Here is a 24313-nt window from a genome sequence, read left to right as displayed (position 1 = left end):
GTGGTGTTCTACGAAGGCAAGGCCATCTCGGTCGAACTGCCCACCAGCGTGGAGCGCGAGATCACCTGGACCGAGCCCGCCGTCAAGGGCGACACCTCCGGCAAGGTGCTCAAGCCGGCCAAGATCGCCACCGGCTTCGAGATCGGCGTGCCGATCTTCGTGGCCCAGGGCGACAAGGTCGAGATCGACACGCGCACCGGCGAATACCGCCGCCGCGTCTGACGCGCACAGGCCGCCAGTCCCCGAGGCTCCGCAAGGGGCCTTTTTTCATGGCCCTCCCGCCCCTCCTCCCCGCGCCGGACCTCGACCTCGAGGCCCTGCCCGTGCCGTTCCGCATGCAGCCCGGGCTGCGCCGCCTCGGCCCGGGGGAACGCCACCTGAGCCCGCTCGCGCCAGGCAGTGCCCTGTGGACGGCGAAGCAGGCAGTGGTCGCCGCGGGCGTCAGCCGGCTGGCGGTGCCCGGCTTCGACGCCGGCCCCGCCCTGGCCGCGCTGCGTGAGCGGGCCGCGCGCGAGGGCCTGCCTGTGAGCGAGCCGCTCGAGCTCGCCTTCGAGCAGGATTTCGCCGTGCTGGAGGCCGCAGGCGGCACCCTGCCCTGGCTTTGCGTCTGCGTCCCCTCGCACTGGGCACCGGAAGACAAGCTCGGCCAGCCCCTGGCCACCGTTCATGCGCCGGTGCCGGATGCGGCCGTGCTGAAGTCCGCGACCGAAGCGCTCACCCGGCTGGTCACGAGCGGCGACGAGTGGGAGCGTTTCGTGTGGACGATCACGCCGGATGCGGCGCACGACCAGCACCCCCTGCGGCACCAGCGCGTGGCCTGGCCGGACAGCCGTGATCCGGCCGACTTCGCCGCCGCATGCTGGCTGCGCACCGAACGGCAGACCTTCCTGCCCGTGCCCGGCGCGCCGGGTCAGGCGCTCTTCACCATCCACGTGCGGCTGCGTCCACTCGCCGAGGCCGTCCACTCTGCGGCGGCGGCCGCCCGGCTGGCGGCCAGCCTGGCCAGCATGAGCAACGCGGTGCTCGCCTACAAGAATCTGGCGCCAGCCCGTGCCCCGCTGCTCGCCTGGCTGGCCACCTGGGAGACCGCATGGAACTGATCGGCCGCATCGCCGGGATCATCGTCCCCGTGTTCATGATCGTGGCAGTGGGCTACGCCTACAGCCGGCGCGCGCGGCCGGACCTCACCTCGTTCAACCGGATCGCGCTGGACGTGCTCTCGCCCATGCTGGTGTACACGGCCCTGGCCTCGCGGGATTTCCGCTGGCGCGAGCAGCTCCTGCTGCTGGTCGCCGGCGCGCTGCTGATCCTGCTGACGGGCGCAGCGGCCTGGCTCACCGCCCGCGCCACGCGCACCCCGGTGCGCACGCTGGTGCCGGTGGTCATGTTCACGAACTGCGGCAACATGGGCCTGCCGCTGGCGCTGCTGGCCTTCGGCCCGGCCGGCTTCGGCGCCGCGGTGGCGCTGTTCTCCATCAGCAACCTGATCCACTTCTCGCTGGGCGCGCGCATCACCAGTGCCCATGCCCGCACGCGGGACCTGCTGCTCAGCCCGCTGATGCTGGCCACCGCGCTCGGCTTCGCCAGTGCCTTCAGCGGTGTGCGGCCGCCCGACCTGCTGTTCACCGGCCTGAAGCTGCTGGGGGATGCCGCGCTGCCCATGATGCTGTTCGCGCTCGGCGGGCGGCTCACGCTGCTGCGCCGCGAAGACGTGCCGCGCGGGCTGGTCGGTGCGTTCGCGCGGCCGCTGATCGGCCTGGCGGTGGCACTGCCGCTGGCCTGGGTGCTGGGGCTGGATGACGCTTCGCGGGGCCAGCTGCTGCTGTTCGCGGCGCTGCCGCCGGCGGTGATGCAGTTCATGCTGGCCGAGCGCTACCAGCAGGAGCCGGAACGCGTGGCCGCGATGATCCTGCTGGGCAACGCGCTGGCGGTGGTCTTCGTGCCGATCGGGCTGGCCATCGGCCTGCCCTGAACGCCCCCCTTCAGGTGCGGCGCAGCAGCATCCAGAGGATCACGCCGCCGACCAGCAGGACGGCGCCGACGATGATGGCCCAGGTGAGCGGATGGGCACCGAGCGGCGCGGCAGGCTTCGCGGCGGGCTCGTCATGGCCGGGCCAGGGGGTCGCGATCGGCAGCCAGTCGACGAATTCGCCGGCCGACTCGGGCGTGAACAGCTCCAGGGTCAATCGCTGCAGGGGCGCACCTGGCTCGCTGCGCAGCCACAGGTCCACCATGGTGCCGCGCAGCCGCGCATGGGCAATGGCCTCCAGCGGCACCTTGACGCGGTCTTCCTTCCACGAGACCGCCTGCCGGTAGCGGCCCGCCAGGCGCAGCACGTCGCGCTGCACGCGCGCCTCCACCTCGCCCTTGAACGGCGGAATGTCGAGGCCCTTGCCCTCCACCTCGACCACGCTGGCCGTGTAGGTGGCCTGCACCAGTGAATAGCTGCCGGTGCGCATGGGCTGGAAGGCCTTCTCGCGGTCCTGCACCAGATCGGCTACGGTCATCCGCGCGCCATTGGGGGCAATGACGACGTCCGCGCTGGACAGCGTGTTCTTGATCCGCATGCCGACGATGGTGCGCCGGTCGTAGGGCCCGACCTGGCGGCCTTCCAGCAGCACGTGATACATGGGGGTTTCCGACTGTCCCACCCGACCTCCTCGTCCCCGCAAGCATACCGGCATTCGGCACCCCGGCGCAGCGGCGGGGTCACCGCTTCCCCCACAATCGGCGCATGTCCACGCACCACAATCTGCACGACCGGCGGCTCGCCGACGCCTGGGCCACCCTGAAGTCGCACGCCGACGCCGGCCTGCCGCTCGACCCCGACGCCAGCCGCCTCGCCTTCGCCGACCCCGAGTTCCTGCTGCGGCGCGAGACGCGCGGCATCCGCTTCCAGCTGGAGCTGCTCAAGCCCGACCTGGAGCAGCAGGCGCACGGGATCGAGAACACCATCGTCGTCTTCGGCAGCGCGCGGCTGCGCGACACCGAGCGCTCGGAGGCCCTGCTGCAGGAGGCCGAGGCCTCCGGCGACCAGGCGCGCATCGCGCGGGCCCGCGCCCTGGCGCGCAACGCCCACTACTACGAAAAGGCGCGCGCCTTCGGCCGCCTCGTGGCCGAGTACAGCGCGGGCCGCGCCCCGCACGACATGCTGTTCGTCTGCACCGGCGGCGGCCCCGGCATCATGGAGGCGGCCAACCGCGGCGCGCAGGAAGGCGGCGGCATCAGCGTGGGCCTGTCCATCGCGCTGCCGATGGAGGAGGACGCCAACCCCTACGTCACGCCGGCGCTGAGCTTCAAGTTCCACTACTTCGCGCTGCGCAAGATGCACTTCATGATGCGCGCCAAGGCGCTGGTGGCCTTCCCGGGCGGCTTCGGCACGCTGGACGAGCTGTTCGAGGTGATCACGCTGGTGCAGACGCGCAAGGCACGCCAGGTGCCGATCGTGCTGTTCGGCACCGACTACTGGCGGCGGCTGCTGAACTTCGAGCTGCTGGTGGAAGAAGGCGTGATCTCGCCGGCGGACCTGGAACTCTTCCAGTTCGCCGACGAGCCCCAGGCCGCCTGGGACCTGATCCGCGGCTTCTACGAGCTCTGACGCCCGCGCAGCCCGAAGGCCAGCCGGGCGCCGACGGCGACCGCGGCGGCCACGGCCCAGAACACCGCGGTCACCCCCACCGCCGTGCCCACCGCACCGAAGGCCACCGGCATCGCCACGCTGGAGGCATTGATGACCAGCATGCGCATCGCCACCGCCTCACCGTGGCGATGCGAGGGCGTGATCTGGTGCAGCATGCTCATGATCATCGGCTGCACGGAGCCCAGCGCCACGCCCAGGAACACCGAGCAGAGCCCCATCGCCCAGGCCTCGCGCAGCAGCGGATAGATCGCCAGCAGCACGCCGCTGGCCAGCATGGCGGCGGCCACCAGCGCCCACTCGCGCACCCGCGCGGCCACGATCGGCAGCAAGACCCGGATGGCCGCGGCAGCGATGGCGAATGCCCCCAGGATGGAGCCGATCACCGAGGCCGACAGCCCGCGCTCGTGCCCGATCACGGGCACCAGGAAGGTGTGCACGTCCCAGCACGTCGCCAGCAGCCAGTTGGTCAGCAGCAGGCGCCGGAACATCGGCTCTTGCCACAGGTCCCATGCGCTGCGGGGCGCGGCGATCGACGCATCGGCCGCAGGGTGCTCACGGGCGCCCCGCGCCCAGAGCCACGCCACCAGCGGCAGCAGCGCCAGCAGGAAGAACGCCCAGCGGAAGCCGGCATGGTCGATCACCAGGCCGGCAGCGAAGGGGCCGATGAAGTTGGAGATGGCCGGCCCGATGGCGAGCCAGGAGAACACCTGGCGCAGCTGGGTCGCGCCTTCGGCGGCACGGCCCACGTGGCGCTGCAACGCGATGGAGGCCGCGCCGGTCGCGCCACCGGTGAGCAGTGCGCTCAGGCACAGCACCGGGAACACCGGCCAGGCCACGGCGAGCGCGGCCCCGGCCGACGCCGCGATGACGCCCAGGCCCACCGGCCGGGCCAGCCCGTGCCGGTCCGCGTAGCGGCCGGCCGGCAGCGCGAGGAAGACCTGCGTGAGCGCGAACAGCGCGACCAGCACCCCCACCGACGCCTCGGAGTGGCCCTCGCGCAGCGCGAGCAGGGGCGCGGCCATGCGCATGCCAGCCATGCACGCATGCAGGAACACATGGCAGGCGATCAGGCGCGCGAGTTCGACGGACATGTCGTGTGGCCCGCAGTGGGCGGTGGCCGGCGCCCCCGATCAGTCCCTTGCATCGTCGGCCGTGTCATCCTGCAGCGGCAGCAGGGCCTGCGCCTGCGCGTCGGGCAAGGCCTCCACGCCCTTGAGCGCGCGGCGCATCTGCTTCGTGCGGGTGTCGGCCTTCTCCAGCGTATCGGAGGCCTTCTGCACCTGCTCGCGGATGCGCGCCACCCAGTCGCCGTAGCGCTCGAACTCGGTCTTCACCGCGCCCAGCACCTTCCAGACTTCCGAGGCCTGCTGCTCCAGCGCCAGCGTGCGAAAGCCCATGTGCAGGCTGTTGAGCATGGCCAGCAGCGTGGTCGGGCCGGCCAGCGTGACCCGGTGCTCGCGCTGCAGGGCATCCATCAGCCCGGGGCGGCGCAGCACCTCGGCGTAGAGGCTTTCGATGGGCAGGAACAGGATGGCGAACTCGGTCGTGTGCGGGGGCGCCAGGTAGTACTCGCTGATCGACCGCGCCTCCAGCCGGATGCGGGCTTCCAGCGCCTTGCCGGCGGCCTCGGCGGCGGCGGCATCGGCACGATCCTGCGCCTCCAGCAGGCGCTCGTAGTCCTCGCGCGGAAACTTGGCGTCGATCGGCAGCCAGACCGGCGTGCCATCGTCCGTGCGGCCGGGGAAGCGCACCGCGAAGTCGACCCGCTGGTTGCTGCGCGGCCGGGTCTCGACCTGCTTGGCGTACTGCTCGGGGGCAAGCACCTGCTCCAGCAGCGCCTCGAGCTGCACCTCGCCGAACATGCCGCGGGTCTTGACGTTGGTCAGCACGCGCTGCAGGTCGCCCACGCCCTGCGCCAGCGTGCGCATCTGACCCAGCCCCTGGTGCACCTGTTCCAGCCGCTCGGCCACCTGCCGGAAGCTTTCACCCAGGCGCGTCTCCAGCGTGGTCTGCAGCTTCTCGTCGACGGTGCGGCGCATCTCGTCGAGCTTGGCCGCGTTGGTCTGCTGCAGGGCGGCGAGCTGCTGTTCCAGCGTGGCACGCACCTCGGCCAGGCGACGTGCGTTCGACTCGCTGAGCGACTGCAGCTGCACGGCCAGCGTGTCGCCCAGCGTCTTCTGCAGCAGCGCCAACTGCTGCGAGAAGGCGTCGATCTGCGTGTTCTGCGTGCGCGTGGCCTCGGCCGCCTGCTTCACCACGGCGTCCTGGAAGGTGGCCAGGGTCTGCATCAGCTCGGTGCGGACGCCGCGTGACGACTCGGCGATCTCGTGCCGCAGCTCGCGCTCGGTTCGCTCCGCAGCGGCCAGCAGTTCCAGTCGCGCGTCCGCCGGTGGCGGTGGGGGCCGGCGCAGCAGCAGCACCGCCAGCATCAGCACGCTGACGAGGCCGAGCGCGATGGCGATCCAGGCTTCCACCATTCAGCCGCCGCGCCTCGATGCCGCGTGCCTCGCGGCGCGGGCACCGCGTGGCGCCTCAGGCCGCACCCAGCACCTCGGGATTGAGCGGGGTGATCGGCCGGCCCTGGACCAGGTAGCCGATCAGGTTGTCCGCCGCGAGATCGGCCATGGCCCGCCGCGTCTGGACGGTGGCGCTGGCGATGTGCGGCGTGAGCACGACGTTGGGCACGGTCAGCAGGTCCGGGTGCACGCGCGGCTCGCCCTCGAACACGTCCAGCCCCGCGGCCGCGATGCGCTGCTCGCGCAGCGCCGCGGCCAGCGCGGCGTCATCCACGATACCGCCGCGCGCGATGTTCACCAGCGTCGCCGTGGGCTTCATCTGCGCGATCTCGGCCGCGCCGATGGCGTGATGCGACTCCGCGGAATACGGCAGCACCAGCACCAGGTGATCGGCGGTGCGCAGCAGTTCGTCCTTGCCCACATAGGTGGCGCCGCAGGCGGCCTCGACCTCGGGCGCCAGGCGCGAACGGTTGTGATAGATCACGCGCATGCCGAAGCCGTGCGCGCCACGCCGGGCAATGCCCTGCCCGATGCGGCCCATGCCCAGGATGCCGAGCGTGCTCCCATGCACCTCCGCGCCGGCGAACATGTCGTAGCTCCATTTCGTCCAGCGGCCGGCGCGCAGGTAATGCTCGCTCTCCGTCACACGGCGGGCAGTGGCCATCAGCAGCGCGAAGCCGAAGTCGGCCGTGGTCTCGGTCAGCACGTCGGGCGTATTGGTGCCCAGCACGCCGCGGGCCGTCATGGCGGGCAGGTCGAAGTTGTTGTAGCCCACCGCCATGTTGGCGCAGATGCGCAGGTCGGGGCAGGCGGCCAGCACCTCGGCGTCGATGCGCTCGCCGCCGGTGGTGAAGGCCCCGGCCATGCCCTGCAGGCGGGCGATGAGATCGGCCTTGCTCCAGGCGGCATCCACCTGGTTGTGGCTGACCTCGAAGTGAACGGCGAGGCGGTCGATGACCTCGGGAAAGACGGCGCGGGCGACCAGGATGCGGGGCTTGCTCATGGGTGTCAGCGGAACCAGATGAAGGTCATGGCGATGAACAGCGGGATGAGGATGCAGCCGGACCACGCCATGTAGCCGAAGAAGCTGGGCATGGCCACGCCGCGGTCCTCGGCGATGGACTTGACCATCAGGTTGGGCGCGTTGCCGATGTAGGTGTTGGCGCCCATGAACACCGAGCCGGCGGAGATGGCCGCCAGCGTGGGCGCGAGCGTGGTCATGAGCACGGCTGGGTCGCCGCCGGCGGTGTTGAAGAACACCAGGTAGGTCGGCGCGTTGTCCAGGAAGGAGCTGAGCGCGCCGCTGGCCCAGAAGTACATGGCCGGGTCCGGCGAGCCGTCGGGCCGCGTGACCGCCGCGATGATGGCGCCGAACGGCCCGTTCACGCCCGCGCGCAGCATGGCGATCACCGGCACGATGGTCAGGAAGATGCCGGCGAAGAGCTTGGCCACCTCCTGCATCGGCCCCCACGAGAACTGGTTGTCCTCGTGCACCTTGTCCGGCGTGATGCGCAGCGAGATGAAGGTGATGACGATCAGGCCGACGTCACGGATCAGGCCGGGCAGGCCGACCTCGGTGCCGGCAATGTTGAACACCACCGACGACTTCCACATGCCGCTCATCAGCACCAGGCCGACGACGCCACCCAGCAGCCAGAAGTTGCGCGCGCCGTCGAAGCCGATGCCGCGCGTGTCGGGGGTCGGGTCCTCGGGCCGCACCTCCTCGCGCCGGTGGTAGTACCAGCTGTCCAGCGCATAGAAGATCACGAGCAGGCTGCCCACCAGGAACAGCGTCTCGGGGAAGATGTGCTTCACCGTCCAGAAGAACTCCACGCCCTTCAGGAAGCCCAGGAACAGCGGCGGGTCGCCCAGCGGCGTGAGCGAGCCGCCGGCGTTGGAGACGATGAAGATGAAGAAGACGAACACGTGCGTACGGTGCTCGCGGTTGTCGTTGGCGCGGATCAGCGGGCGGATCAGCAGCATCGAGGCACCGGTGGTGCCCATGAAGCTCGCGAGCACGGCGCCGATGGCCAGGATGCCGGTGTTCAGGCCCGGGCTGCCGTGCAGGTTGCCGCGGATGAAGATGCCGCCGGCCACCGTGAACAGCGCGGTGAGCAGGATGACGAACGGGATGTACTCGCCCAGCATCACGTGCAGCAGCGTGACGCCGGTGAGCGCGGGGCCGAACTGGATGGCGAACGGGACGATGAAGGCCAGGGCCCAGCCGGCCGCGACCTTGCCGAAGTGGTGATGCCAGAACTTCGGCGCCAGCAGCGGCAGGAGCGCGATCGACAGCAGGATGCCGGCGAAGGGCACGCCCCACAGGGGCGACAGCCGGCTGGCGTCGAAGTCGGCGGCGGCCGCCAGGCCGGGGGCGAGCAGGCCCAGGGCCAGCAGCGCCTTGCGGGAAGCATTCATCGTGTTCGTCTCCTGGGGGCTCTCGCGGCCCCGTTCCATCCGTTGTGCGGCCCCTCGTGTGGGGGCGGATTGTCCCGCCGGCGCGCTACTCCATCCAGTGCGTGAACCCGGACACCGGCTCGCGCGGGGTGTGGAACTGGTTCACCGGCGCATCCAGGTCGGCATAGCCCAGGGACAGGCCGCAGACCAGCATCTCCTGCTCGGACGCGCCGAGATGGGCCATCACGACGCGCGAGAACGGGTTCCACGCCGCCTGCGGGCAGGTGTGCAGCCCATGCGCCCGCGCGGCCACCATGATGTTCTGGATGAACATGCCGTAGTCCATGAGCGAGCCGCGGCCCATCACGCGGTCGATCGTGAACATCATGCCCACGGGCGCGTCGAACAGGCGGTAATTGCGCTGGTGCTGCGCATGCATCTTGTCCTTCTCGCCCTTGGCGATGCCCAGCAGGCCGTACAGGCCCCAGCCGTTCTCGCGCCGGCGGTCGATGTAGGGCGAGATCCACTTCTCGGGGTAGTAGTCGTAGGGCTCCGGCTCGACCAGCGCGGGGTTGTCGCGCACGGCGTCGTGGGCCTGGCAGACCTTCTCGACCAGCGCATCGCGGCTCGCGCCCTGCAGCACGTACACGCGCCATGGCTGGGTGTTGGTGCCCGAGGGCGCACGGCTCGCCACCTCCAGCAGGTGCTCGATCACCTCGCGCGGGACCGGCTTGTCGCGCAGGAAGGCGCGGCAGGAAAAGCGGCTCGTGATCGCGGTGTCGACGCTGGCCGGATCGGCCACGACGGCGGCCACTTGGGAAGACATCACTGCAGGGACTCCAGGACTTGCCTCAGGGGGGCGGGAAGGGGCGTCGGCCGGCGCGTGGCGCGATCGACGTAGACGTGGATGAAATGGCCCTTGGCCGCGGTGAGCGGCTCGCCGGCGGCGAACAGGCCGACCTCGTAGCGCACGCTGGAGCCGCCGATGCGCGCCACGCGCAGCCCGGCTTCCACCTGCTGCGGAAAGGCCAGCGAGGCGAAGTAGTTGCACTGCGTCTCGATCACCAGGCCGATCGTCTCGCCGTGGTGGATGTCCAGCACGCCGTGCTCGATCAGGTGCGCGTTCACGACCGTGTCGAACCAGCTGTAGTAGACGACGTTGTTCACGTGCCCGTAGGCATCGTTGTCCATCCAGCGGGTGGTGATGGGGCGGAAGACGCGGTAGGCGTCGCGCGGCTCGGGCTGGGGCTTGGCGGGGACGGGAGCGCTCATCGCGGCCGATTGTGCCAGCGGCGGGCGTGGTCCAGCGCGGCGGCAAAGGTGCGCATCTGGGCCTGCACGGTGTCCTCGATGCGGCGGCCGTAGCCGCCCGCCATCGCGAAGGCGAGCGGCACGCCGCGCTGCCAGGCCCAGTCGAACACCCGGCGGTCGCGGGCTTCCAGGCCGTCCCAGGTGAGGCGCAGCCGCCCGAGGCGATCCCCCTCGTGCGGGTCGGCCCCGGCCAGGTAGATGACGAAGGCTGGCGTGAACCGCTGCTCCAGCGCCTCCAGCGCGCGCTCCAGGGCCTCCAGGTAGTCGGCGTCGCCAGTGCCGTCGGCCAGTTCCACATCCAGGTCGCTGGCCTCCTTGCGGAACGGGAAGTTGCGCGCGCCATGCAGCGACAGCGTGAACACCGACGGGTCATCGCGGAAGATGCGCGCGGTGCCGTTGCCCTGGTGGACGTCCAGGTCGATGATCGCCACCGGAAAGGCCCGCAGGCCGCGGGCACGGGCTTCCGCCTGCATCAGCCGCGCCGCGACCGCGGCATCGTTGAACACGCAGAAGCCGCCCCCCTTGTCGGGATAGGCATGATGCGTGCCGCCGGCGATGTTCGCGGCCACCCCATCATTCAGGGCGACGCGGCAGGCGCTGATCGTCGCCCCGACCGAGCGGCGTGCCCGCTCGGCCATTGCCGGGCTCCACGGAAAGCCGATCTCGCGCATCACCTGGGGCGCCACGGTGCCGCGCAGGATGGCCTCGATGTAGCCCGGGGTGTGCGCCAGGGCAAGCTGCCCTTCGGTCGCCGGCTCGGCCGGCCCCAGGCGGATCTGCGGCAGTTCGGCGGCCAGCCGGTCGCGCAGCAGGCGGTACTTCTCCATCGGGAACCGGTGGCCAGCCGGCAGGGGCAGCACGAACTGATCGGCGTAGAAGACCTGCATGACGGCATTGTGGCAACCGGCACCCGGCCTTGCCGGCTAGGGGACGCATTCTAGAATGTTGCAGCGCAACAAAAAGGGCTTGCATTGCCTGTCGAGGCCCCTATACTTCGATCCATGCTGCACTGCAACATATCAACGGGAGCTGGTCCCGGGTGTCAGGGCAGACGCTGATTTCGCACCTCAACCCACTCTCTCAGGAGAACCACCATGCTGACCGCTGAACAACTGCTGGCCGCCCAGAAGGCGAACGTCGAAACCCTGTTTGGCCTGACCGCCAAGGCGTTCGAGGGCGTCGAGAAGCTCGTCGAGCTGAACATGACCGCCTCCAAGGCCGCCCTGACCGAGGCCGCCGACACCACCCAGGCCCTGCTGAGCGTCAAGGACGCCCAGGAACTGCTGGCCCTGCAGGCCTCCCTCTTCCAGCCCCTGGCCGAGAAGACCACCGCCTACAGCCGTCACCTGTACGACATCGCGTCGTCCACCGGCTCCGAGTTCGGCAAGACCTTCGAAGCGCAAGTCACTGACGCGCAGAAGAAGTTCCTGTCCGTGGTCGACAACGCCGCCAAGAACGCGCCCGCCGGCTCCGAGACCGCCGTCGCCGTGTTCAAGAGCGCCGTTGCCGCCGGCAACAACGCCCTGGAATCCGTGCAGAAGGCCGTGAAGCAGGCCACCGAAGTGGCCGAAGCCAACTTCAACGCCATAGCCAGCACCGCCGTGAACGCCAGCAAGGCCACCCCGAAGGCCAAGCGCGCCGCCTGATCTTGAAGGGAGAGTGCCCGCCCCCAGCTTGATCTGGAGCGGGGACTCTACCGTTCGGCCCGCGCGGCCTGCATACTGCAGGGCATCGGGCTGAACGCCCCACAGGTTGTCTCCTCGGGTCCTTTCGATACCTCCACAGGTTCAGGGATCCCTTAGCCCCAGCCGCAAGGCTGGGGCTTTTTTATGGCGCCCTCGGGGCGTCGACGCGAAGCGACGCACGCCCCAGTCGCAAGACTGGGGCTTTTTTCTTGGCGTCGTCAGAGTGCCTTCGCCGCCAGCGCCGCACGCAGTTGCGGCAGCGCCGCCTGCATCGCCGCGCGGCCAGCCGCGATGGCGCGGCCGCGCGCCGAGAAGTCGGCGCCGCGCATGCCCGCCAGCGCCGGGCGCACCACGATGTCCGCTTCGCGCAGCTCCCACTGGTTGATGCTGCGCCCCATGATCGCGAAGGTCTGCAGCAGCATCGCGATGGCGTCGCCCGAGGCATTGCCCTCGGGCGCGCTGGAGATGTCCACGGCGATCACGAACTCCGCGCCCATCTGGCGCACCTGCCGCACCGGCACCGGCGCCACCAGCCCGCCATCGACGAACTCCTGGCTGCCGATGCGAACCGGCAGGAACACCGCCGGCACCGCGCTGGAGGCGCGCACCGCCGTGCCCACATCGCCGCGCCGGAACAGCACGCCCTGCCCCGTGGCGAGGTCCGTCGCCAGAATGCCCAGCGGCACCGGCAGCTGCTCGATCAGCTTGTGCCCCACCTGCTGGTTGACGTAGCGCGCCAGGGCCTCGCCGCGCAGCATGCCGCGGTTGAACACCGGCAATGTCCAGTCCGCGAAGGCCGCCTCGTCCATCGCCATCGCCAGGGCCTGCAGTTGCGCCCCATTGCGCCCGCTGGCGTGCAGGGCCGCCACCAGGCTGCCCGCGGAGGTGCCGGCAACGAGATCCGGCTTCAGCCCCGCTTCTTCCAGCACCTGCAGCACGCCGACATGCGCAAAGCCGCGTGCCGCGCCCCCGCCAAGCGCCAGGCCCAGCTTGGGGGCCGGCTTGGCAGCCACGACCGGCGGCAGGCTCGTCGTGGGCGCAGGCGGCCGCACGCCCGCACAACCCGCCACCAGTGCCAGCAACCCCAGAAGAAGGACCCGCCGCCAGCACCCGACGCCGCTCGTCAAGAATTGATTAAGAATGATTTGCATTTGGGTTATGATTCTCGCCACTCACCGCGCCCAGGCGCGAGCACCCCATTCCATCGATCCGAGGTACCCCGACATGATCCACAAGGCCCTGGCCCTCGCGGCCCTTGCCCTTTCCGCCGCGCTGCCGGCCGCCGCGCAGGAACAGGTGCTGAACCTGTACTCCGCCCGCCACTACTCGACCGACGAGGCGCTGTACGCCAACTTCACCAAGGCGACGGGCATCCGCATCCAGCGCGTGGACGCGGATGATGCCGGCATTCTGGCGCGGCTGAAGGCCGAGGGCGCCGCGTCGCCCGCCGACGTGATCCTGCTGGTCGACGCCGCGCGCCTGTATCGCGGCGAGGTCGACGGCCTGTTCAAGCCCATCCAGTCCAAGGCCCTCGACGAGGCGATCCCCGCTCAGTACCGGGCCAAGGCCTCGGCCGAGGGCACCACGTGGTTCGGCTTCTCGACCCGCGCGCGGGTGATCGTGTACGACAAGATGCGCGTCAAGCGCGAGGATGTCGACACCTACGAGGAACTGGCCGACCCGAAGAACAAGGGCAAGGTCTGCCTGCGCTCGGGCTCGCACCCCTACAACCTGTCGCTGTTCGGCGCCGTGCTGGAGCACCTGGGCGAGGCGAAGACCGAGGCCTGGCTCAAGGGCGTGGTGGGCAACATGGCACGCGCGCCCAAGGGCGGCGACACCGACCAGATCAAGGCCGTGGGCGCCGGCGAATGCCAGATCGCGGTCAGCAACACCTACTACATCGCGCGGCTGATGCGCTCCACCAACCCGGACGACCGCGCGCTGATGGAGAAGGTGGGCATCGTCTTCCCGAACCAGGCGAGCTGGGGCACGCACCTCAACATCGCCGGCGGCGCGGTCGCGAAGCACGCGAAGAACACCGCTGCCGCGGTGAAGTTCCTGGAGTACCTGGCCAGCGCCGAGGCGCAGAACTACTTCGCCAACGGCAACAACGAGTGGCCCACGGCCAAGGGCGTGAAGGTCGACAACGCGGCGCTGAAGGCCATGACCGGTGGCGGCGACTTCAAGGCCGAGACCATTCCCCTGGCCGCCGTCGGGGCCAACCAGGTGAAGGTGCAGCAGATGCTGGACCGCGTCGGCTTCCGTTGAGGCGCGGGCGCGCCGTCCATCCGCGATAAGATTGACGTTAACGTCAACGTCAATCCAGGAGCAGAACCATGGAAATCAACGGCAAGGTCTTCATCGTCACGGGCGGCGCGTCCGGCCTCGGCGAGGGCACGGCCCGCATGCTGGCCGCCAACGGCGCCAAGGTCGTGGTGGCCGACATGCAGGTGGAGAAGGGCGAGGCCATTGCCCGCGAGATCGGCGGCGCCTTCGTGAAGTGCGACGTCAGCCAGGAGGCCGATGGCCAGGCGGTGGTCGCCCAGGCCGTCTCCATGGGCAAGCTCATGGGCCTGGTCAACTGCGCCGGCATCGCGCCGGCCGAGCGCACCGTCGGCAAGACCGGCCCGCACAGCCTGGCCACCTTCACCAAGGTGATCACGGTCAACCTGATCGGCACTTTCAACATGACCCGCCTCGCGGCCGACGCCATGGCGAAGAACGAGCCGGAGTCCACCGGCGAGCGCGGCTGCGTCATCAACACCGCCTCGGTCGCGGCCTATGACGGCCAGATCGGCCAGGCCGCCTACTCCGCCTCCAAGGGCGGCGTGGTCGGCATGACGCTGCCGATCGCGCGCGACCTGTCGCGCAACGGCATCCGCGTGATGACCATCGCGCCCGGCATCTTCGGCACGCCCATGATGTTCGGCATGCCCAAGGAGGTGCAGGACTCGCTCGCCGCCGCCGTGCCCTTCCCTTCCCGCCTCGGCACGCCGGAAGACTACGCCCGGCTGGCAAAGCACATCTTCGAGAACGACATGCTCAACGGCGAGACGATCCGTCTCGACGGCGCCATCCGCCTCGCGCCGAAGTGATGCGCCCGGGCGTGCCACGGCCGCGCTGACGCGTATCATCCCGGCCAGGGCCGCCCTCGCAGGCGTCCATCGGCGGCCCCTCCCGAGGAGGCCGCCATGTCCTTGTTGCATCGCACCGCTGCCGCCGCCCTGCTGGCCGCGGCAAGCTCCCTGGCCCACGCCGATCCGGCGCTCACCGGCACCTGGTCCGGTGTGATCGACGGCCAACCCCTCACCGTCACCTTCGACGGCCGCGGTGGCGGCCAGGTCGACGGCCGCCCCATCCGCTACCAGGCCCAGGGCCAGATGCTGATGGTCGAGGACAACGGCGAGGTCGCGATCTACCAGTTCCAGGTGCGCGGCGGCCAGTTGCAGGTGGCTGGCGGCCAGTTGCCCGGTGTCGTGACCTTGACCCGTGGCACCGCCGCCGCGGCGGCTGCGGCCACCGCGCGGCCGCAAGCCCGAGGGGGATCCCCTGCAGACCTCGTGGGCCGCTGGTGCAAGGCCTCCAGCTTCACTGCCAACGCCGGCGGCGGCTCGCAGAGCAGCGCCTGCTTCGAGCTGCGCCCCGATGGCACCTACACCTACGGCGCGGAGCGCAGCGCCTCGGCCTACGGCGGCGGCATGTGGGGCGGTACCAGTTCGCAAAGCGGTGACGCCGGACGCTGGAGCGCCACCGCCACCAGCATCACCGCGCACTCGCAGTCCGGCCAGGTCAGCACCTACCAGCTGGAGCGCCGCAACCACCCGAAGAACCGTGACCCCATGCTGTGCCTGGATGGCGAGTGCTACGTCACCTACTACCGCAAGGCGCCCTGGTGACCGTGTCGCCACCCCCTTTCCACGAGAAGAAGGCCCCCATGCAAAGACCCCTGCTAGCCACGCTCGCGGCCGCCGCGCTCGCGCTGCTGGCCGGTTGCGCCAGTGCGCCCGCGCCGTTCGCCTACAGCATCCCACCGGACCAGCCGGAGGCGGCCTCGGGCCTGACCGAGAAGCCCGGCTGGGCCACGCGCCGCTTCGCCGTGGCGGCGGCCAACCCCCTGGCCACCGATGCCGGCTACCAGGTGCTCAAGGCCGGGGGCTCCGCGCTCGACGCCGCCATTGCCGTGCAGATGGTGCTGACGCTGGTGGAGCCGCAGTCCAGCGGCATCGGTGGCGGCGCCTTCCTGCTGCACCACGACGGCCGCACCGTGGAGGCCTATGACGGCCGCGAGACCGCGCCGGCCGCAGCCGACGAGCGCCTCTTCATCGGCGCGGACGGCAAGCCTATGACCTTCGACCAGGCCGTCGTCGGCGGCCGGCCCGTGGGCGTGCCCGGCGCGGTGCGCATGCTGGAGCAGGCGCATCGCAAGCATGGCCGCCTGCCCTGGGCCAGCCTGTTCCAGCCGGCCATCGCGCTGGCCGAGGGCGGCTTCAAGGTCAGCCCGCGGCTGCACACGCTCGTCAAGGGCGATCCGCACCTGAAGAAGGACCCCGTGGCCGCGGCCTACTTCTACGGGCCCGATGGCGAGCCGCGCCCGGTGGGCTCGGTGCTGCGCAATCCGGAACTCGCCGCCGTGCTGCGCCGCATCGCGGCGGAAGGCTCGCGCGCCCTGCACGAAGGCCCGATCGCGCAAGCCATCGTCGACAAGGTGCGCGCGCACCCCACCAACCCCGGGCGGCTGGCCATGGCCGACCTGGCGGGCTACCAGCCACGCCAGCGCGATCCGATCTGCCACACGCACGCCGTGCCGCCGCGCACCTATCGCATCTGCGGCTTTCCGCCGCCCAGCTCTGGCGCCATCGCGGTGGGCCAGATCCTCGGCATCCTCGCGAACACGAACGCCGGCACCCTGCCCCTGGCCGACGGCCTGCCCACGGCCGACTGGCTGCACCTGTACACCGAGGCCTCGCGCCTGGCTTTCGCCGACCGCGCGCAGTACCTGGGCGACCCGGACTTCGTGCCCGCGCCGGCCGGCCGCTGGAGCAGCCTGCTGGACCCTGCCTACCTGAAGCAGCGCGCCGCGCTCATCGGTGCGCAGAGCATGAAGTCCGCCCAGCCCGGCAACCCCGGCGGCGCGCCGCAGGCGTACGCGCCGATGCCGGACCAGCCCGAATACGGCACCTCGCACATCAGCATCGTGGACGCGCATAGCAACGCGCTGGCGATGACGACCACCATCGAGGCGCAGTTCGGCGCCCGCCAGATGGTGAACGGCTTCCTGCTCAACAACGAGCTCACCGACTTCAGCTTCGCGCCCGCCGACGCCCAGGGCCGCCCGGTGGCCAATCGCGTGCAGCCGGGCAAGCGCCCCCGCTCCTCGATGGCCCCGACGCTGGTGTTCGACCAGGCCACCAACGAACTCGTGATGAGCGCCGGCAGCCCGGGCGGCGCGCTGATCATCCACTTCACCGCCAAGACGCTCTATGGCGTGCTGCACTGGGGCATGACGCCGCAGCAGGCCATCAACCTGCCCAACTTCGGCTCGCTGGGTGGGCCGTCGCTGCTGGAGGAGAAGCGCTTCCCGCCCGCCACGGTGAGCGCGCTGAGAACGCGCGGCGCCGAGGTGCGCGAGCAGGCGATGACGAGCGGCCTGCAGGCCATCACGCGCGGCGGCGCGCACGGCCAGGTGTTCTGGTTCGGCGGCGCCGACCCGCGCCGTGAGGGCATCGTGATGGGCGATTGACCCGCACGGGCGCAGGGCCTTGGCGTCTCTGCGCCTGCACTGCGGAAGGCCGGGTCAGGCTTTCCCTCATGGCCGGCGCCGTGGGCTGTTCTAGATTCGGGCGGTTCCAGGAGACCGCCCATGCGCCCCATCGATTCCACCCGCCGCCGCCTCGTCCAGGCGGCCCTGGCCACGCCAGCCGCCCTCATTGCCGGGCCTGCCTTCGCGCAGGCGCAGGGCTTTCCCTCGCGGCCGATCAAGCTGATCTGCCCCTGGCCGGCCGGGGGCTCCACCGACGCCGTGATGCGCGCCCTGGCCGAGAGCGCCGGCAAGGCCCTCGGCGGCCAGGTGATCGTGGAGAACAAGGCCGGCGCCAGCGGCATGCTGGGCCCGAACGAGCTGGTCAGCGCCAAGCCCGACGGCTACACGCTCTCGCAGCTCACCATCGGCATCGCGCGCCTGCCGCACATGCAGAAGATGCAGTTCGACCCGATGAAGGACTTCACCTACATCGCCTGCCTCACCGGCTACACCTTCGGCATCGTGGTGAAGGCCGACTCCCCCATCAAGTCCATCAAGGACCTGGTCGACTACGCCAAGGCGAACCCCGGCAAGTTCACCTTCGGCTCCACCGGCAACGGCACCACGCCGCACCTGGCGGTGGAGGAGTTCGCGATGAAGGCGGGCATCAAGCTGCAGCACGTGCCGTTCAAGGGCAACGCGGACGGCATGCAGGCCCTGCTGGGCGGCCACGTCATGTCGCACAGCGACGCCACCGGCTGGGGCCCGCACGTCGATGCCGGCACCTGCCGCCTGCTGGCCACCTACGGCAGCAAGCGCACCAAGCGCTGGCCCAACGTGCCCACGCTGAATGAACTGGGCTACGACACCGTGTCCGATTCACCGTTCGGCATCGGCGGGCCGGCAGGCATGGATCCCGCCGTGCGAACGAAGCTGCACGACGCCTTCAAGAAGACGCTGGAAGACCCGGCCGTGCTGGCCAGCTTCGAGAAGTACGACCAGTCGGTGATCTATCTCAACGGCGACGACTACGCAAAGTTCATCCGCGAGCAGTTCGTGAAGGAGAAGACCCTGATCGAGAAGCTCGGGCTGGCGATGAAGACCTGACCGCGTCGTCCCCGCGCAGGCGGGGACCCAGGAGTTGAAGGCTGGCTCCCGCCTGCGGGATGGCAGCCAGCGCCGGCCCGCCGGGCTTCAAACGTCGATCGCCGCGGCCGAGCCCGCCTGCTTGCGCAGCTCGAACTTCTGGATCTTGCCGGTGGAAGTCTTGGGCAGCTCACCGAACACCACGGCCTTCGGCACCTTGAAGCCGGCGAGATGCTTCTTGCAGTGGGCCACCACGTCCTGTGCGGTCAGCGTGGCGCCGGCCTTCAGCTCCACGAAGGCGCAGGGCGTCTCGCCCCACTTCGCGTCGGGCTTGGCCACCACCGCGGCGGCCAGCACCGCGGGGTGGCGGTAGAGCACGTCCTCCACCTCGATGGACGAGATGTTCTCGCCGCCGGAGATGATGATGTCCTTGCTGCGGTCCTTGATCTTGATGTAGCCGTCCGGGTACTGCACGGCCAGGTCGCCCGTGTGGTACCAGCCGCCGGCAAAGGCCTCCTGCGTGGCCTTGGGGTTCTTCAGGTAGCCCTTCATCGTGATGTTGCCGCGGAACATGATCTCGCCCATGGTCTCGCCGTCCCACGGCACGGGCTGCAGGGTCTGCGGGTCCAGCACGCGGGCACTGCGCTGCAGGTGATAGCGCACGCCCTGGCGGGCGTTCAGGCGGGCACGCTCGCCGATGTCCAGCGTGTCCCAGTCCGCATGCTTGGCGCAGGCCGTGGCCGGGCCGTACACCTCGGTCAGCCCGTACACATGGGTGAGGTCGAAGCCCATCTGCTCCATGCCCTCGATCAGCGAGGCCGGCGGCGCGGCCCCCGCCACCATCGCCTTCACGCCGCGCGGCACGCCGGCCTTCATCGCCTCCGGCGCGTTCACCAGCAGGCCATGCACGATGGGCGCGCCACAATAGTGGGTGACGCAGTGGTCGCGCATCGCGTCGAAGATCGCCTGTGCCTCCACGCGGCGCAGGCACACGTTCACGCCCGCACGGGCCGCCAGCGTCCAGGGGAAGCACCAGCCGTTGCAGTGGAACATGGGCAGGGTCCAGAGGTAGACCGCATGCTTGGGCAGATCCCATTCCAGGATGTTCGAGACGGCGTTCATCGCCGCGCCACGGTGGTGATACACCACGCCCTTCGGGTTGCCCGTGGTGCCGCTCGTGTAGTTGAGCGCGATGGCGTCCCACTCGTCGGCCGGCAGTTCCCACTCGAAGGCCGCGTCGCCCGTGGCCACGAAGGCGTCATAGGTCGTGCTGCCGATGCGCTCCGTCGCGCCCGTGAAGAGGGCGTCCTCGGTGTCGATCACCAGCACCGGCTGCGTGCGGGTGCGCAGCGCCAGCGCCTTCTTCATCACCGGCGCGAACTCGGGGTCCACGATCACCGCCTTGGCCTCGCCGTGGTCCAGCATGAAGGCGATGGCCTCCGGATCCAGCCGCGTGTTCAGCGTGTTGAGCACCGCGCCAGCCATCGGGATGCCGAAGTGCGCCTCCACCATGGGCGGGGTGTTGGGCAGCATCACCGCCACTGTGTCGTTCTTGCCGATGCCCGCCGCGCGCAGGGCGCTGGCGAGCTGGCGGCAGCGCGCATAGGTCTCGGCCCAGGTGCGGCGCAGCGTGCCGTGGACGATGGCGAGCTGGCCCGGATAGACCTCCGCCGATCGCTCCAGGAACGACAGCGGCGAGAAGGGCGTGTGGTTGGCCGGGTTGCGGGGCAGGTCCTGGTCGAAAATGGCGGTCATGTGTGTTGTCTCCTGTCGCGAAGGTTACTGCCTGGCGGGTGGATGCAGAATTAGGTAGGAATACGCAAGCCTCGCCGTACGCAAGCCCCGTGGCCATCCCCCAGAACTTCATCCAGGACCTGCTGTCGCGCGCCGACGTGGTGGAGATCGTCGGCCGCTACGTGCAGCTCAAGAAGGGCGGCGCCAACTACCTGGGCCTGTGCCCGTTCCACGGGGAGAAGTCGCCTTCCTTCACCGTGAGCCCCTCGAAGCAGTTCTACCACTGCTTCGGCTGCGGCAAGAACGGCAACGCCATCGGCTTCCTGATGGACTACGCCGGCATGAACTTCGTGGAGGCGGTGAAGGACCTGGCAGGCCAGTACGGCATGCAGGTCCCCGAGGACGACACCTCGCCGGCGGACCGCGCCCGCGCGGCCCAGCAGCGCGAGAAGCAGGCCACGCTGACCGACGTGCTGGAGAAGGCCGGCGCCGCCTACCGCAAGCACCTCAAGGAGTCGCCACGCGCAGTGGACTACCTCAAGTCCCGCGGCCTCTCCGGCGAGATCGCGCGCACCTTCGGCCTGGGCTACGCGCCCGAGGGCTGGCGCAGCCTGGCGAGTGTGTTCCCGAGCTACGACGATCCGCTGCTGGCCGAGAGCGGCCTGGTCATCGTGAACGAGGACGACGGCAAGCGCTACGACCGCTTCCGCGACCGCGTGATGTTCCCCATCCGCAACGTCAAGGGCGAGTGCATCGGCTTCGGCGGCCGCGTGCTGGGCGACGGCACGCCCAAGTACCTGAACTCGCCGGAGACGCCCGTATTCAGCAAGGGCCGCGAGCTGTACGGCCTGTGGGAGGCGCGCGATGCCATCCGCGCGCAGGGCTACGTGCTCGTGACCGAGGGCTACATGGACGTGGTGGCGCTGGCGCAGCTCGGCTTCCCGAACGCGGTGGCCACGCTGGGCACCGCTTGCACCACCGACCACGTGCACAAGCTGTTCCGCTTCACCGACAGCGTGGTGTTCAGCTTCGACGGCGACGCCGCCGGCCGGCGCGCCGCGCGCAAGGCACTGGATGGCGCCCTGCCCTACGCCACCGACGTGCGCAGCGTGAAGTTCCTCTTCCTGCCGCCCGAGCACGACCCCGACAGCTTCATCCGTGAGTTCGGTCGCGACGCCTTCGCACGTGCCGTGGGCGACGCCACGCCGCTGTCGCGCTTCCTGATCGATTCGGCGCGCGAGGGCTGCGACCTCGCCACTGCGGAGGGGCGCGCCCGGCTCGCGTCGAACGCCCGCCCACTCTGGACCCTGCTGCCCGACGGCGCCCTCAAGCGGCAGCTGCTGGGCGAGATCGCCGATCTGGTGCAGCTCGCCGCGCGCGAACTGCAGGAGCTGTGGGACCAGGCCGCGTCGCGCGCGCGGCCCGCCGCGGGCAGCGCCGCGGCATCGCGGCCGCGCGCGGCCGAAGGGGCCAGCGGCGCTTCACAGCCGGCCCGCACGGGTGCCGGCCACACCCCTCGTCCCAGCGGCACGCGCCCCGCCCGCGCCCCGCGTGGCACGCCGATGAACCGCGCCAGCCGCGCCCTGCAGATCCTGCTGTCGCAGCCGACCGCCTGGGAGCACCTGAGCCAGGATGACCACCATCTGCTCTGCGAGCTGCCCCCACCATACGGCGGCCTCTTCGCCTGGCTCGATGCCCAGCACCACGATCACGGCCCGCAGCCCTGGAGCGCCCTGCGCGAGGCCCTGCGCGACCACGCGGACGAGGCCTTCGTGCTGGCCGAGATGGCCAAGGTGCCCCCGGAGATCGAGAGCGATCCGGCGGAGCTGGCCGACATCCTGGCCAAGGAGCGCCAGCGCCGCGTGCACGAGGAGCGCGCGCGCCTCGCGGCCGAGGCCGCCACCGACCCCGCCGCCTACGAGCGGCTCAAGCGTCTGATCGAGGCCGAAAAGGCGGCGCCCGCGCCCTGATCAGGCATCCAGCCCCTTGATTTCCACCGGCAACCCTATAATGTTGGGTTTGCTACCGGCAAGAGCGACAGCAGCACCTCCGGACCGGCCAGCCGTGCAGAACCACGGCGCCCCCCAGCGGGCATCAGGCCAACACCCCGCAAGGACTGCATTCCAAATGTTCGCCCACCCATCTTGCCTTGCAGGCCGCCCTGGCCTGCCACCCGCGCCGGGTTGTCGTGGCGCTGATCCGTTTCTGCTGTTTTTTGCTCCGAGGTCCCATGCCCGCACAAAAGTCCGCGAAGCCGTCTCCCGCGAAGTCGCCCTTCAAGTCCGCCGCCAAGAAGCCCGCCGCCCCGGCCAAGTCCCCGGCCCAGGCGAGCGCCAAGTCACCAGCCCCTGCCAAGCCCGTGCCCGCATCGAAGTCCGCCGCCAAGCCCACCGCCGCCAAGTCTGCCGCCAAGGAAGAAGTCAAGAAGCCCGCCAAGGCCGCCGTCCCGGCGGCCGATGAGGCGCCCCGCAAGAAGCCCGGTCGCCCGCCCAAGGCCAGCGCCGAGGTCGACACGCCGCCCAAGGCCGCTGGCGCCAAGCGCGGCCGCAAGCCCAAGAACGACAAGGCCGACAAGCCCGAGATCGAGGAAGAGGACCTGGGCGACCTGGAAGCTGAATTCGTCGACAGCGAGCCCGCCGCCGTCGAGGAGACCGCCAAGGCCAAGCCGCTGCGCATGAAGATCAGCAAGGCGAAGGAACGCGCCTTGATGAAGGAGTTCGGCCTCGACGAGACCATCCTCACCGAGGAGGAGATGCTCAAGCGCCGTCAGCGCCTGAAGACGCTGATCAAGCTGGGCAAGACGCGCGGCTACCTGACCCACGCCGAGATCTCCGACCACCTGCCCGACAAGCTGGTGGACGCCGAGACCCTGGAAGTCGTGGTCTCCATGCTCAACGACATGGGCGTGGCCGTGTACGAGCAGACGCCGGACGCCGAGACGCTGCTGCTCACCAACACCGGCCCCACCGCCGCGACCGAGGAGGAAGCCGAGGAGGAAGCCGAGGCCGCCCTGTCCACGGTGGACAGCGAATTTGGCCGCACCACCGACCCCGTGCGCATGTACATGCGCGAGATGGGCACGGTGGAACTGCTCACGCGCGAGGGCGAGATCGAGATCGCCAAGCGCATCGAGGGCGGCCTGATGGCCATGATGGAGGCGATCTCCGCCTCGCCCGCCACCATCGCCGAGATCCTGCGCATGGCCGCCGAGATCCGCGAGGGCAAGATCGTCATCTCCAGCGTGGTCGACGGCTTCTCGAACCCGAACGAGGCCGACGACTACGTGGCCGAGGAAGACTTCGACGAGTTCGATGCGGATGACGACGACGACGGCCAGGGCGGTTCCAAGGCGCTGACCAAGAAGCTGGAGGAGCTGAAGTCCCAGGCGCTGGAGCGCTTCGACCGCATTGCCAGCCTGTTCGAGAAGGTGCACAAGGTCTACGACAAGGAAGGCTGGGGCTCGCCCCACTACCAGAAGGCCCAGCACGCCCTCAGCGAAGAGCTGATGACGATCCGCTTCACGGCCAAGACCATCGAGAAGCTGTGCGACATGGTGCGCGGCCAGGTCGACGACATCCGCAAGAAAGAGCGCGAGCTGCGCCGCATCATCGTCGACAAGTGCGGCATGCCGCAGGAAACCTTCATCAAGGAATTCCCGCCCAACCTGCTGAACCTGCGCTGGGTCGAGAAGCAGGCCGCCGCGGGCAAGCCCTGGAGCACGGTGATCCAGCGCAACATCCCCGCCATCCAGGAGTTGCAGCAGAAGCTGATCGACCTGCAGTCGCAGGTGGTCGTGCCGCTGGCCGAGCTGAAGGAAATCAACCGCCGCATGAACGAGGGCGAGGCCTCTTCGCGCGAAGCCAAGAAGGAGATGATCGAGGCCAACCTGCGCCTGGTGATCTCCATCGCCAAGAAGTACACCAACCGCGGCCTGCAGTTCCTGGATCTCATCCAGGAAGGCAACATCGGCCTGATGAAGGCGGTCGACAAGTTCGAATACCGCCGCGGCTACAAGTTCTCGACCTACGCCACCTGGTGGATCCGCCAGGCCATCACCCGCTCGATCGCCGACCAGGCGCGCACCATCCGCATCCCGGTGCACATGATCGAGACCATCAACAAGATGAACCGCATCAGCCGCCAGCACCTGCAGGAGTTCGGCTTCGAGCCCGATGCGTCCATCCTGGCCGAGAAGATGGAGATG

21 protein-coding genes and 1 pseudogene are annotated in these 24313 nt (G+C 69.9%); 12 read left to right on the top strand and 10 right to left on the bottom strand.

What is annotated here, in order from left to right; all coding sequences use genetic code 11:
* The 3 genes and pseudogenes from ACE3T5_RS15030 to ACE3T5_RS15020 form a co-directional block, all read left to right on the top strand.
* Positions 1-222, top strand: a pseudogene (locus tag ACE3T5_RS15030) (elongation factor P); the annotation flags it as partial.
* 47 nt (positions 223-269) lie between these two features.
* Positions 270-1100 carry a heme-dependent oxidative N-demethylase subunit alpha family protein gene (locus ACE3T5_RS15025; RefSeq protein WP_374668882.1) on the top strand — a complete coding sequence of 277 codons (831 nt, stop codon included), beginning with the start codon at positions 270-272 and terminating at the stop codon, positions 1098-1100.
* Entirely contained in the window at positions 1091-1972 is an 882-nt protein-coding gene (locus ACE3T5_RS15020; protein ID WP_374668880.1) for an AEC family transporter, read from the top strand. The genes ACE3T5_RS15025 and ACE3T5_RS15020 overlap by 10 nt, the downstream gene beginning before the upstream one ends.
* Positions 1973-1982: 10 nt before the next feature.
* Here ACE3T5_RS15020 and ACE3T5_RS15015 read toward each other — a convergent pair whose 3' ends face one another.
* Positions 1983-2630, bottom strand: a complete 648-nt coding sequence (locus ACE3T5_RS15015) for a hypothetical protein (protein ID WP_374668879.1) — start codon at positions 2628-2630, stop codon at positions 1983-1985.
* A gap of 104 nt (positions 2631-2734) precedes the next feature.
* On the opposite strand from ACE3T5_RS15015, the gene ACE3T5_RS15010 reads away from it, so the two are divergent.
* Positions 2735-3598, top strand: coding sequence for a TIGR00730 family Rossman fold protein (locus tag ACE3T5_RS15010; RefSeq protein WP_374668878.1), 864 nt, complete (start codon positions 2735-2737; stop codon positions 3596-3598).
* On the opposite strand, the gene ACE3T5_RS15005 is transcribed toward ACE3T5_RS15010, so the two are convergent.
* The 7 genes from ACE3T5_RS15005 to ACE3T5_RS14975 all read right to left on the bottom strand — a co-directional run bounded on the left by ACE3T5_RS15005 (position 3586) and on the right by ACE3T5_RS14975 (position 10751).
* Entirely contained in the window at positions 3586-4731 is a 1146-nt protein-coding gene (locus tag ACE3T5_RS15005) for an MFS transporter (RefSeq protein WP_374668877.1), read from the bottom strand. The two genes, ACE3T5_RS15010 and ACE3T5_RS15005, sit on opposite strands and share 13 nt — an antisense overlap.
* Before the next feature lie 39 nt (positions 4732-4770).
* Positions 4771-6117, bottom strand: a complete 1347-nt coding sequence (locus ACE3T5_RS15000) for a DNA recombination protein RmuC (RefSeq protein WP_374668876.1) — start codon at positions 6115-6117, stop codon at positions 4771-4773.
* Between the two features lie 55 nt (positions 6118-6172).
* Complete coding sequence (locus tag ACE3T5_RS14995) at positions 6173-7159, bottom strand: 2-hydroxyacid dehydrogenase (protein WP_374668875.1); 987 nt, start codon at positions 7157-7159, stop codon at positions 6173-6175.
* 5 nt (positions 7160-7164) lie between these two features.
* Positions 7165-8574 (bottom strand): sodium:proton antiporter, encoded by a 1410-nt coding sequence (locus ACE3T5_RS14990; protein ID WP_374668874.1) that lies wholly within the window; start codon positions 8572-8574, stop codon positions 7165-7167.
* Between the two features lie 85 nt (positions 8575-8659).
* Complete coding sequence (locus ACE3T5_RS14985; RefSeq protein WP_374668873.1) at positions 8660-9379, bottom strand: nitroreductase; 720 nt, start codon at positions 9377-9379, stop codon at positions 8660-8662.
* Positions 9379-9825 carry an acyl-CoA thioesterase gene (locus tag ACE3T5_RS14980; RefSeq protein WP_374668872.1) on the bottom strand — a complete coding sequence of 149 codons (447 nt, stop codon included), beginning with the start codon at positions 9823-9825 and terminating at the stop codon, positions 9379-9381. The genes ACE3T5_RS14985 and ACE3T5_RS14980 overlap by 1 nt, the downstream gene beginning before the upstream one ends.
* Positions 9822-10751 carry a histone deacetylase gene (locus ACE3T5_RS14975; protein WP_374668871.1) on the bottom strand — a complete coding sequence of 310 codons (930 nt, stop codon included), beginning with the start codon at positions 10749-10751 and terminating at the stop codon, positions 9822-9824. Before ACE3T5_RS14975 ends, ACE3T5_RS14980 begins: the two co-directional genes overlap by 4 nt.
* Positions 10752-10958: 207 nt before the next feature.
* On the opposite strand from ACE3T5_RS14975, the gene ACE3T5_RS14970 reads away from it, so the two are divergent.
* Entirely contained in the window at positions 10959-11510 is a 552-nt protein-coding gene (locus tag ACE3T5_RS14970) for a phasin family protein (RefSeq protein ID WP_374668870.1), read from the top strand.
* 257 nt (positions 11511-11767) lie between these two features.
* Here the strand turns inward: ACE3T5_RS14970 and ACE3T5_RS14965 are convergent, their stop codons facing one another.
* Complete coding sequence (locus tag ACE3T5_RS14965) at positions 11768-12700, bottom strand: patatin-like phospholipase family protein (RefSeq protein ID WP_374668869.1); 933 nt, start codon at positions 12698-12700, stop codon at positions 11768-11770.
* Positions 12701-12773: 73 nt separating this feature from the next.
* On the opposite strand from ACE3T5_RS14965, the gene ACE3T5_RS14960 reads away from it, so the two are divergent.
* The 5 genes from ACE3T5_RS14960 to ACE3T5_RS14940 all read left to right on the top strand — a co-directional run bounded on the left by ACE3T5_RS14960 (position 12774) and on the right by ACE3T5_RS14940 (position 18396).
* Entirely contained in the window at positions 12774-13817 is a 1044-nt protein-coding gene (locus tag ACE3T5_RS14960) for an extracellular solute-binding protein (protein ID WP_374668868.1), read from the top strand.
* A gap of 68 nt (positions 13818-13885) precedes the next feature.
* Positions 13886-14644 carry a 3-hydroxyacyl-CoA dehydrogenase gene (locus ACE3T5_RS14955; RefSeq protein ID WP_374668867.1) on the top strand — a complete coding sequence of 253 codons (759 nt, stop codon included), beginning with the start codon at positions 13886-13888 and terminating at the stop codon, positions 14642-14644.
* Positions 14645-14740: 96 nt separating this feature from the next.
* The gene (locus tag ACE3T5_RS14950) at positions 14741-15445 is read left to right on the top strand and encodes a hypothetical protein (RefSeq protein ID WP_374668866.1); all 705 of its coding nucleotides are present in this window, start codon (positions 14741-14743) and stop codon (positions 15443-15445) included.
* A 38-nt stretch (positions 15446-15483) separates the two neighbouring features.
* Positions 15484-17289, top strand: a complete 1806-nt coding sequence (locus ACE3T5_RS14945) for a gamma-glutamyltransferase family protein (protein ID WP_374668865.1) — start codon at positions 15484-15486, stop codon at positions 17287-17289.
* Positions 17290-17409: 120 nt separating this feature from the next.
* Positions 17410-18396 carry a Bug family tripartite tricarboxylate transporter substrate binding protein gene (locus ACE3T5_RS14940; RefSeq protein ID WP_374668864.1) on the top strand — a complete coding sequence of 329 codons (987 nt, stop codon included), beginning with the start codon at positions 17410-17412 and terminating at the stop codon, positions 18394-18396.
* Positions 18397-18483: 87 nt separating this feature from the next.
* Here the strand turns inward: ACE3T5_RS14940 and ACE3T5_RS14935 are convergent, their stop codons facing one another.
* The gene (locus ACE3T5_RS14935) at positions 18484-20130 is read right to left on the bottom strand and encodes an acyl-CoA synthetase (protein ID WP_374668863.1); all 1647 of its coding nucleotides are present in this window, start codon (positions 20128-20130) and stop codon (positions 18484-18486) included.
* Between the two features lie 89 nt (positions 20131-20219).
* Between ACE3T5_RS14935 and dnaG the strand changes: the two genes are divergently transcribed.
* Both dnaG and rpoD read left to right on the top strand, forming a co-directional pair.
* On the top strand, positions 20220-22079 hold the full coding sequence (dnaG, locus tag ACE3T5_RS14930; protein WP_374668862.1) for a DNA primase: 1860 nt from the start codon (positions 20220-20222) through the stop codon (positions 22077-22079).
* A 260-nt stretch (positions 22080-22339) separates the two neighbouring features.
* Positions 22340-24313: RNA polymerase sigma factor RpoD (gene rpoD / locus ACE3T5_RS14925; RefSeq protein WP_374668861.1), on the top strand; the 1974-nt coding region annotated here is incomplete at its 3' end.

This window comes from Ramlibacter sp. (assembly GCF_041916345.1).
In the GTDB taxonomy this organism is placed as follows: Bacteria; Pseudomonadota; Gammaproteobacteria; order Burkholderiales; family Burkholderiaceae_C; genus Ramlibacter.
The sequence above is the reverse complement of the archived record's forward strand: the minus strand, read 5'-3'. Positions and strand labels throughout refer to the sequence as shown.